The sequence below is a fragment of the Acidovorax sp. genome (assembly GCF_046291265.1).
Lineage (GTDB): Bacteria > Pseudomonadota > Gammaproteobacteria > Burkholderiales > Burkholderiaceae_C > Acidovorax.
This window is the reverse complement of record NZ_JBKBTV010000134.1, coordinates 1-2,901: the sequence shown is the minus strand read 5'-3', so window position 1 is coordinate 2,901 and position 2,901 is coordinate 1. Positions and strand designations below refer to the sequence as shown.

Sequence of the window (2,901 nt, the reverse complement as noted above, 5' to 3'; positions counted from 1 at the left end):
CGCCAGCGCACCAGGGCTTCGGCGCCCATGAGGGTGGCGTGGTGGTCGACGACGGGCTGGTAGTGCACGAGGAGTTCACCCCGGGCGAGGCCTTGGCGCAGGTCGGCTTCCAGGTTGGAGCGGGCATTGACTGCCGCTTGCATGTCGGGGTCGAAGAAGCGTTGGGTGTTGCGTCCTGCGGCTTTGGCCTGGTACATGGCCAGGTCGGCGCGTTTGAGGAGTTCGTCTACGGTCAGGCGGGTGTCGCCAAACAGGGTGATGCCGATGCTGGGGGTGCTGTAGTGTTGGCTGCCGTGCAGCTCGAAAGGCTGGTTCAGGCTGGCCAGGAGTTTTTCTGCGACGGTTTCTGCCTGGGTGGCGGCGTCCTGCAGGTCGGCGCTGAGGTTGTCGAGCATGACGACAAATTCATCGCCCCCGAAGCGGGCGACGGTGTCGGCTTCGCGCACGCTGTTGACCAGGCGGGCGGCGACCTGGGACAACAGCTGGTCGCCCATGTCGTGGCCCAGGGTGTCGTTGAGGTCTTTGAAGTTATCGAGGTCGATGAACAGCAAAGCGCCCTGGTTCTTGCTGCGCTGGCAGGCGGCGATGGAGCGTTGCAGGCGGTCCAGCAGCAGGCGGCGGTTGGGCAGGCCGGTCAGGGCGTCGTAGAAGGCAAGGCGCTCGATCTCTTGTTCTGCTCGCTTGCGGTCTGTGATGTCCATGGTGAAGCCATGCGACACCACCGAGCCATCGGGCTCGCGGTGCGGGATGGCGTTCGTCATGTGCCACCGAATGCTGCCGTCGTCCATGCGCACACGGTATTCGCACTGCCAGGGCACCAGTTTGCGCACCGACGTGATCGCAGACCGCTGCACATGCGCCAGGTCTTCTGGCAGCACCCGGTGGATGAGCACACCGTGGTCGGCCGTCACCTCGTGCGGCTCGACCCCCATGAACTCGCGCACGGCATCGCTGATGTACTGCACGCTGGTGCTGCCATCGGAATGCAGGCGATATTCGTAGATGAACCCGGGGATGCGGCTGGCGATGCGCTGGATGAACAACAACTGTTCACGCAACTGCTCTGCAGCCCGGTGCTCATCGGTCACGTCCTGCACCACGCCCATCACCACCTGCACGCCGTCGCGGGGCAAAGTTCGGCGCACCCGGGACCGCATCCAGCGCACATCGCCATCGGGGCGGCGCCAGCGGTACTCCACATCCAGCCCCTGGCCGCGTTCGCGCACCTTGTCGAACACATGGCGGTCTTCCGGCAGGATGCCGCTGACCGCGCGTTCAGGGTCTACCCATTCTTGCTGCTCAAACCCGGCGATGTCGCACAGCCCCGGGGACCACAACAGCACCGTTTCACCCGGGTCTTCAATGCGGCGCCAGTGGCCAGTGCGGGCCAGGCTTTCCATGGTGTTGAAAACTTCCGATTGCTCGCGCAGCTCGCGGCGCACCTCCTCCAGTGAACGCTCCGCCGCAGCCAGCGCCACACGCAGCGTTTCGGCCTCGGAGGCGTCACGCACGGTGACGACAATGCAGTCGTTGGTCACACGGCGGGCTGACAAATCCCACGCCAACAACAAACGTCCGGGCTCGCGCACGACCTGACGGCATTCCAGGGGGGCACCGATGCGCATGACGCCATGCAACTGGTCCAGCAACTGCGTGCCGGCCAACAGGTCAAACACTTCGCTGGCATCCACGCCGGGGTTGCGCACAGCGCCCAGGCCCGGCATGCGGCGGGCGGCCGCATTGGCAGCCAGCAGCAACAACCGCCCGCCGACCAGCCGAAACTCCATCAGCGCAACCGGAACAGCATCCACCAGCGCCTGAAGACGTGCCTGGGCCATCGGCTCTATAAGGGGGCCCTCACCCGTAGCGGCAAGGAGGTCGGTCAACAGTTCGGACGAAATCACGGTCGCTCTGAAACCTCTGGTTGGAGATGGGCCCGCGGATGGGGCCGGGCCGGTGGTCAAAACCAAGGCGCCAGCATACAGGCAAGAGTATGTCAAAACGTAACAGGGAACCAAAACGTGCGGCAATTCCTTAAGGGGAAACCCCATGCGCTAAAGTCCACGCCTCATTTCCCCGCCCCCGCATGTCCGACACGCTTGAGCACCACACCCCCATGATGCAGCAGTACCTGGCCCTCAAGGCCGGGCACCCTGACACGCTGCTGTTCTACCGCATGGGTGACTTCTACGAGGTCTTCTGGCAAGACGCAGAAAAGGCGTCGCGGCTGCTCGACATCACGCTCACCCAGCGCGGCCAGTCGGGGGGCCAGCCGGTGGTGATGGCGGGCGTTCCCTTCCACGCGCTGGAGAACTACCTGGCCCGCCTGATCAAGATGGGCGAGTCGGTGGCGATTGCCGAGCAGGTGGGCGAAGTGGGCGCCAGCAAGGGCCCGGTGGAGCGCAAGGTGGTGCGTGTGGTCACGCCCGGCACGCTGACCGATACCGAGCTGCTGTCCGACAAATCCGAATCGATGCTGATGGCCGTGCACCAGGCGCCGCGCGCGCGCTGTGGCCTGGCGTGGCTGAGCGTGACGCAGGGCCGCGTGTTCCTGGCCGAATGTGCCCACGACGAACTCGGCGCCTGGCTCGCGCGCGTGGCGCCCAGCGAGCTGATCTACAGCGCGGGTGTGACCGAACGCTTTGAACAACAACTGCAGGTGCTGCGCCAAGGCGGCGCCTTCACCTGCCCGATCAGCCCCCGGCCCGACTGGCAGTTCGACAGCGCTTTGGGCGAACGCAAGCTGCTCGAAAACCTGGGCGCCGCCAGCCTGCAGGCGTGGGGCGCGCAAGACCTGGGCGAATCCCACGCCGCCGCCGCCGGGCTGCTGACCTATGCCGAACACACGCAGGGCCGCACCCTCACCCACGTGCACAGCGTGCAGGTGCAGCGCAACGACGA

At 65.7% G+C, this 2,901-nt stretch carries 1 protein-coding gene and 1 pseudogene; one reads left to right on the top strand and one right to left on the bottom strand.

Annotated features, from left to right (window positions below; translation table 11 throughout):
* On the bottom strand, positions 1 to 1,904 hold a 1,904-nt coding region (locus ACK41V_RS23460; protein ID WP_409786064.1), incomplete at its 3' end, for a putative bifunctional diguanylate cyclase/phosphodiesterase.
* Positions 1,905 to 2,086: 182 nt separating this feature from the next.
* Here ACK41V_RS23460 and ACK41V_RS23455 point away from each other — a divergent pair.
* A pseudogene (locus tag ACK41V_RS23455) lies at positions 2,087 to 2,901 on the top strand (DNA mismatch repair protein MutS); the annotation flags it as partial.